5 protein-coding genes and 1 pseudogene are annotated in these 7,457 nt (G+C 42.5%); all 6 read left to right on the top strand.

Translation table 11 applies throughout. The annotated features are described in order from the left end of the window. Positions 1–143: 143 nt before the first annotated feature. A complete protein-coding gene (rfbH, locus tag S1OALGB6SA_RS04225) occupies positions 144–1,457 on the top strand; it encodes a lipopolysaccharide biosynthesis protein RfbH (RefSeq protein WP_124032666.1) in 1,314 nt (437 codons plus the stop codon). Beyond that, entirely contained in the window at positions 1,454–2,230 is a 777-nt protein-coding gene (gene rfbF, locus S1OALGB6SA_RS04220; RefSeq protein WP_124032665.1) for a glucose-1-phosphate cytidylyltransferase, read from the top strand. Before rfbH ends, rfbF begins: the two co-directional genes overlap by 4 nt. Further along, positions 2,223–3,305, top strand: a complete 1,083-nt coding sequence (rfbG, locus tag S1OALGB6SA_RS04215; RefSeq protein WP_124032664.1) for a CDP-glucose 4,6-dehydratase — start codon at positions 2,223–2,225, stop codon at positions 3,303–3,305. The genes rfbF and rfbG overlap by 8 nt, the downstream gene beginning before the upstream one ends. Positions 3,306–3,389: 84 nt before the next feature. Next, on the top strand, positions 3,390–4,379 hold the full coding sequence (locus tag S1OALGB6SA_RS04210) for a glycosyltransferase family 2 protein (RefSeq protein ID WP_124032663.1): 990 nt from the start codon (positions 3,390–3,392) through the stop codon (positions 4,377–4,379). 206 nt (positions 4,380–4,585) lie between these two features. Further along, positions 4,586–6,421, top strand: a complete 1,836-nt coding sequence (locus S1OALGB6SA_RS04205) for an ABC transporter ATP-binding protein (protein ID WP_124032662.1) — start codon at positions 4,586–4,588, stop codon at positions 6,419–6,421. Positions 6,422–7,191: 770 nt separating this feature from the next. Then, a pseudogene (locus S1OALGB6SA_RS04200) lies at positions 7,192–7,457 on the top strand (hypothetical protein); the annotation flags it as partial.

The following is a 7,457-nucleotide window of genomic DNA, read 5'->3' as shown; positions in this document are numbered from 1 at the left end:
GCGTAAGTATGATTTACTGGTACTATCGACTTCCACTCTGGATGTGGAGATGTTTTCTATGCGCAGTCAAATAATGAAAATAGTTCAATCAGTACGGCTCTATGTCGCGAGCCTCTGATTGCCGAATTGCGGAATAGCTGTTGATGAGAGAGACAGAACTTAGAGCAAGTATACTGGAGCTGGTAGGGGAATTTTATAGAGCCCGATTTGGAATGAGACCCTTTGTACCTAAGGAAACCCCTGTAAGATATGCTGGCAGAGTTTTCGACGAGAAGGAGTTAATAAGACTAGTCGACGCTTCTTTAGATTTCTGGCTGACAGAAGGGCGATATGCCGATGAGTTTCAGGCCGATTTTGCAGATTATATTGGTACAGAATACGCGATCCTGACGAATTCGGGATCTTCTGCAAATTTGCTTGCCCTAACTTCACTTACTTCGCCACTTCTTGGGGAAAGAAGTCTCAAACCTGGTGACGAGGTTGTTACGGTTGCCGCAGGGTTTCCCACAACATTGAATCCCATACTGCAAAACGGCATGATTCCAGTTTTTGTCGATGTTGAGTTGGGCACCTACAATGTGAGAGCAGAGGCAGTTAAAAGAGCTATCTCACCCAAAACCAAGGCCATTTTTCTAGCGCACACCCTAGGCAATCCTTACAACTTGGATGGTATCATGGAGATTGTAGATGAACACAATCTGTGGTTAATCGAAGACTGTTGCGATGCTCTAGGAGCTACCTTCAGGGAGAAAATGGTAGGAACTTATGGAGATGTTGCCACCTTTTCGTTTTACCCAGCCCACCAAATAACTACAGGCGAAGGCGGTATGGTTGTTACTGACAATGGCATTATTGCCCGGGCACTTATATCCTTTCGAGATTGGGGGAGAGATTGTTATTGCAAGGGTGGCGAAAACAACACGTGCGGTCGTAGATTTTCGGGCAAATATGGCGCACTGCCGGAAGGTTACGATCATAAATATGTTTATTCTCATATTGGTTACAATCTCAAGGTTACAGATATGCAGGCTGCTATCGGTGTTGAGCAGTTAAAGAAGCTGCCCTGCTTCATTGAGAAGAGAAGAGGAAATTTCAGGCTCTGGGCGAAAGGATTTCAGGAATGGAAACGATTCTTCATACTGCCTGAGGCAACACCCAACAGTAACCCTTCATGGTTTGCCTATCCAGTTACTGTAAAACCCGGTGCTGGTTTCTCAAGAGTGGAATTGACAGACTGTCTTGCAACCGAAAAAGTTGAAACCCGCAATATGTTTGGGGGAAATTTGCTATGTCAGCCGGCCTATCTGGACATACCAAAACGAATCGCGGGGAGTCTTACAAATACGGATATGATTATGAAAAACACCTTTTTTTTAGGAACATATCCGGGTTTATCAGAAGTTGCCATTGATTATTGTCTTGAGGTCATCAATAACTACCTGGAGTTGAAGAAGTGAAGGTTGTATTGCTAGCTGGTGGATACGGAACAAGAATCAGTGAAGAAACCGAAATAAAACCTAAACCTATGGTGGAAATAGGAGGAAAACCAATCCTTTGGCACATCATGAAGATATACTCGTTTCATGGATTTAACGACTTCATAGTATGCTTGGGTTATAAAGGCTATGTAATAAAAGAGTATTTCGCAAATTACTTCCTACATATGGCTGATGTCACCTTTGATATCGGAAGGAATGAAATGGTGGTTCATAACAAGCATGCTGAACCATGGAAAGTAACATTGGTTGATACCGGACACGAGACGATGACCGGCGGACGAATTAAGAGAGTAATAGGCTATACAGGTACGGATACTTTTATGACTACATATGGAGATGGAGTTTCGAACGTTGATATTGGTATGTTACTTCAACACCATGAAGCAAGTGGCAGAATAGCAACCTTGACAGCAGTTCAACCTACAGGTCGCTTTGGTACCATCGACATTGGCAAGAAGAGCCTGGTTAGAACTTTTGTAGAAAAATCCCGGGTTTCTGGTACCTGGATTAATGCAGGTTTCTTTGTCTTTGAGAGCAAGATATTTGACTATATCGAGGGGGATGAAACCTCCTTGGAAAAACAAACACTTGTTCGTTTAACTAACGAGGGACAATTATCATCTTTCAAGCATGAGAGCTTCTGGAAACCCATGGACACCTTGCGCGACAAACACGAATTAAGCAATCTTTGGGCCTCCGGAAAAGCACCATGGAAAGTTTGGAATGATTGACTCGGAATATTGGAAGAACAAAACTGTATTGGTGACAGGTCATACAGGTTTCAAGGGAAGTTGGCTATCAATTTGGCTCCTGGAAATGAAAGCCAAGGTAATAGGTTATGGCTTGGATCCTTACACATCTAGAGACAACTATGTTCTTGCAGGTTTAGGCGTCAAAATGATTGACGTGAGAGGCGATATTCGAAATATCGGTAAACTGAGGACAGTATTTGAGCAATACAAGCCCGAAATAGTCTTTCATCTGGCGGCGCAGTCTGTTGTTGGTATTTCCTATGATATCCCGATCGAAACCTATGAGATCAATGTCATGGGAACTATCAACGTTCTTGAATGTATCAAGGACTCGTCGAGCTGTGAAATAGGGATAATGATAACTTCTGATAAGTGCTACGAGAATGAAGAAAAACTGTGGGGATATAGGGAAACAGATCCCATGGGTGGATATGATCCATATTCTTCTTCAAAAGCTGCGGCTGAAATAGCGATAAGCGCTTGGCGACGCTCATACTTCAATCCCAGCCGACATTCGGTTCATGGTAAAGCTGTTGCAAGTGCGAGGGCTGGGAATGTAATCGGTGGTGGAGACTGGACTTGTGACAGAATAATCCCTGACTGTATGAGAGCAATAGAAGAAAACAGAACTATTGAAATCAGAAATCCGAAAGCCACACGACCATGGCAGCATGTACTTGATCCAACCGCCGGCTATCTGCTGCTGGCGCAGAGACTTGCCGAGGATCCGGCAAAATACTCAGGTGGATGGAATTTTGGGCCCGAACAAGGATACATGCTGTCAGTTTGGGAAATTGCGACACGATTGATTGCCTGTTATGGTAAGGGGAGCTTGGAAGCTGTTACTCAAATTGATAGTCAACACGAAGCGCTTCTGCTTAGTTTAGACAGTACTAAGGCCCGTATAGAGCTTAATTGGAAACCACTGCTGGACATTGAAGATTCAATAGAGTTGACGGTTGACTGGTACAAGAAGTATGCGTATGAAAACATGTATGAAATCTGTGCGGCACAGCTTAACGAGTTTTCCTCAAAGTCGAAACGGCGACTCTAATACAACCTCGAAAGTTGAGTCTATGCCGATACAGTTTCATAGGAACTACCGGAATAATCGATACAAAAGGAATATGGATGCAAAATGATGATGCCAGAGATATTCATAACGACGTGCAACCGTGAGGATGGACTTCATAAAATGCTTCAGTCGCTGATTTCATGCAAAACTGAATTTTCGTCTGTCACGATAATCGATAACGGGAGTTGCAAAATTGACAGATTGCAGAAATATAGGAATAACTTTAAGATTGTATATAAGAAAAATGAATCAAATATCGGCTTTTTCGGGAGTTTAGATGTAGCGCTCAGGCACGTTACCAAAGAGTTCTTTGTGATATACCATGACGATGATTTAGCTGTTCCCGGTGCATTAACAAAACAAGTTACTTTTCTTAAGAATAACCCACATGTTCCGCTGGTTGGGACATGTATCAGTATATTCAACGAGCGTGGAGAAGCTTCTGTATATCCAGGGGGCTATCATGAGAGCATCAAAATTTTCAAACGTCGGGAAATTATGAAGGCATACCTGGAGACAAGCTTTGTTTTGCCATTTCCTACCATTATGTATCGCAAAGAGCTAATAGATAGAGATGAAATGAGTTTTCTCAGAATTTTTTCTGGTAAATGTACAGATGCAGTTATGCAGCTCAAATTGAACAGCAAGTACGAAATAGCAATAATAAACCAGCCACTGTATAGGTATTACAAACCAACATTGCAAACAGAATTTGATGATTTAGCAATAGGTAAATTCCATGTGAACCAGTATGAGTTATTCGTAGGAATGGCTATCCACATAGAACTCAACCGAGATGAATTAAGAATGCTCAAGAAGAGAGCACGCATGGTTACTAGAGACAACTTTGTGAGGTTAATACTGTTGTCAGACAGCAATCAACAAGAGATCTTTTCCAAAACGATTCTCGAACGTAAGGAATTTCGGGAACTTTGTATATATCTTAAATGGCTGTATATTTTTCGTAACGACCTTGAGAGAGTTATAGCCGTATTGCGAGTTTTGAGAAATGTGAAACAGAAGTGTAGGAAATTGAAGTCATGGTTTGTTTGACTGGCTGCATCTTGAGCTGGGGAGATTTTTCGTGCTCATAGCCGACAACGTGTTTAAGAGTTCGAAATACCCGGCGGAACGGGTGTCTCAAAAACAGCATCATTGTTATTCTAAGATGCTTTAGTCTATTGATATAAAAAGCCATGTACTGATCCATTTTGCTCACCGGTCGGTGGGATGGGTGCTCAAAGGCAGGATTTGGAAAGTTGTTATTAAGCATTAGTGTAATAAGATATCTCAAAAAGGTAATGAAACCCTTGCCTCCAAGACTAAAGCGCGATTTCTTCATGCTTTTTTTGGTGATGGTGGTCCTTGCGCTTGCCGATGCCTTGATTCTTGGTTTGATTTCCCTATATGCAACTTCGATTTCGGTTCCGGAGAAAGTGTTGGCATCCTCACTCTTTGCCGGATTCATGGATTATTTTGGGATAGAAAAAACCATGACCAATGAAAAACTGGTTCTGATATTGAGCATGCTGGTTGTAATCGCAGTTGCAATTAAGAACTGGCTTTCTGTGCTTGTGAATTTATATGTTAGTAGGTTTGAAGCACGCGTGCAAGCCTTTTTTGGAGATGAAATGTTGGGCATGATTATGGATGTAGCCTATGAATGGCATTTAAGCCGAAATCCTCAAGAAATTTTGATCACTATCAATTTAAAGGAATTTATAGGTCAATTCATGCAATCGTCTTTGAATGTTGTAAGTAATTCCATTCTTACGGTGGTTATGCTAACAAGCGTATTCATTATCCAGCCGATATTGATGCCGGCGATGACAGTGGTAATTGGGCTGATATCCTATTACATATACAAGGTTGTACGTAAGAAGGTCGATAATACCGCAAAGGAGCTACTTAATACTTCAATATCCAGCAATTTGGAAGCATCGAAGGCGGCTTACGGAATGAAGGATGTCAGAATCGTTAACCTGGAAAAGAAAATACAAACATCATATGCTGAGGAAAGCTATCGATATTCCAGATGTTTCAGTCTTCGCAAGGTTCTGATCAGTATTCCAACTCATGTTATGGAAGCAATTGGTTTTGTTTTCCTGTCCCTATCCATTATTCTCATGGTTAGCATTCTTCATTTGAGTTGGTTGGAAATCATTGGCACTTTAGCAATAATTGCTGTTGCAGCCTGGAAAGTTCTGCCCGCCATCAATCGAATAGTCAGTTTCTTGACACAGATTCGAGGGAATATCCCACAAATTGATCGTTTCTTCGAAACCATGAATGAAATGAGGCGATTTGCTGAACAAGAAAAAAGGAAGAAATACCTCTCATCCAGCCACTACAATGGTATGAAAACACAGGATGATGAAACGTCGATTTTTGATCATGAAGCAGAATTAATAGATGTTTCGTTTTCATATAGAAACTCGAAAAAATATGCAATAAAAAATTTGTCGTGCAGAATTCGCAAAGGTGAATCCATTGGAATAGTTGGTCATTCGGGAGCTGGGAAAAGCACTCTTGTAGATATAATGATAGGACTTCTTATACCGGACAAGGGACAAATGAAGATTGATGGCCTCGATGTAACACCGGAAAACCTACCGAAGTGGAGAAAACTCTTTGGGTATGTTCATCAGTTTCCCTATATTTATGATTGCACACTTGCGGAAAATGTGGCGTTGGGTGAGGAGTTGAATACGGCTGATGAAAAAAGAATTCTCCAGGCATGTAACAAGGCTTCAATAGATTTTATTGACGAACTAGGAGATGGTATCTATTCCCGGATCGGTGAGCGGGGAGCCATGCTTTCTGGCGGACAGAAACAACGCATAACAATTGCTCGAGCATTATACACCAACCCCGAAATATTGATTTTTGACGAGGCCACAAGTTCATTAGATAGCAAAAACGAAAAAGCAATTAGGCAAACCATCGACAAGTTCAAGGGCAATCAGACGATAATGATTATCGCTCACAGACTATCATCTGTTGAAAACTGTGATAGGCTTATTTGGCTGGAGAACGGAGAGCTAATAAGAACTGGCACTCCTGAAGAAATCTTGCCGATATATGAGACCACTTGATAATGATGTCTTCATTAAGCATCTTCACTTGACGACTAGTTGTATTCGGTGAGGTAAAACCAACTCCAGCCAGTTCTCAAGATGGGATTGTAAGTTCAATGAAGTCGCAAATGGAAGCCGTAGCGTCGATGTCGACTTCCCCGACATAACTTGATAAATGGAAATACTCGATATCTCTTCGGTTAACATGAGAGAGGGTGACGGCAATGCCTCCAGCATCAGGTGAACGGCTCCGATGATCGATAATTCAGTTTTTTCGGCAAAACAAGAGACAGGTAGATAGCGAGGTGATCCGTAAGGATAGCAAGGCCCGAAACACCTGAATAAACCATGCCGATCACCGGCTGCTTCCTCGCCTGTTCAGGGTTGATTCCGAGCCGTACAAGGGCGCTAAGTTCTATGGCTAGACTGAGAACGAGCAGGAATAGAACGAGTGAATCATGGGAAACTCAGAAAGATTTCATCGAAAACACGCCACTGGGAACAATGCCCCATACCTTTGAAAGTCCCCAAATTTCCATGTGGCAGATCATAGCAACCACCGTATCCGGAAGATAGAGTACAAGGTGCCCTGGCCAGCGGCGTGATGGCTTCTCATGTTAAATGTGTTATCTTTTAGAACTGCCTCTTGATGCGAAGGCCGGAGCTAGTTATCGCTTTGAAAGTAGACGCTGGATTTGAGAAAACCTCTGAATTTTCCGGTGAATTGAGTGATAGCATCAAGTAAGTTGTTTTAAATTGCAGTCAACCTAGTAGTTTAGTGAGAAATTATGAATAGAATACCCAGTATCCTGGTTTTGGCTTTTATGAGCCTTTTGGCGTCTTGCAAGGTTTCCGAGAGCACCAGTATGGGATCCGACAGCACCAGCATGCCTTGGGTGGTAAGCACCTTTGCCGGCACTGGCACAGCGGCTTTTGCGAATGGCGCTGGCACCACGGCACGGTTCAACCACCCTATCGCCGTGGCTGTGGACTCAGAGGGCAATGTCTATGTGGCAGATACTGGCAACCACCGCATCCGGAAGATCACGCCGGC

This window comes from Olavius algarvensis spirochete endosymbiont, assembly GCA_900608495.1.
Classification (GTDB): domain Bacteria; phylum Spirochaetota; class Spirochaetia; order DSM-2461; family DSM-2461; genus UBA2779.
Note: the sequence above shows the minus strand (reverse complement) of the source record. Positions and strands in the feature narration are given on the sequence as shown.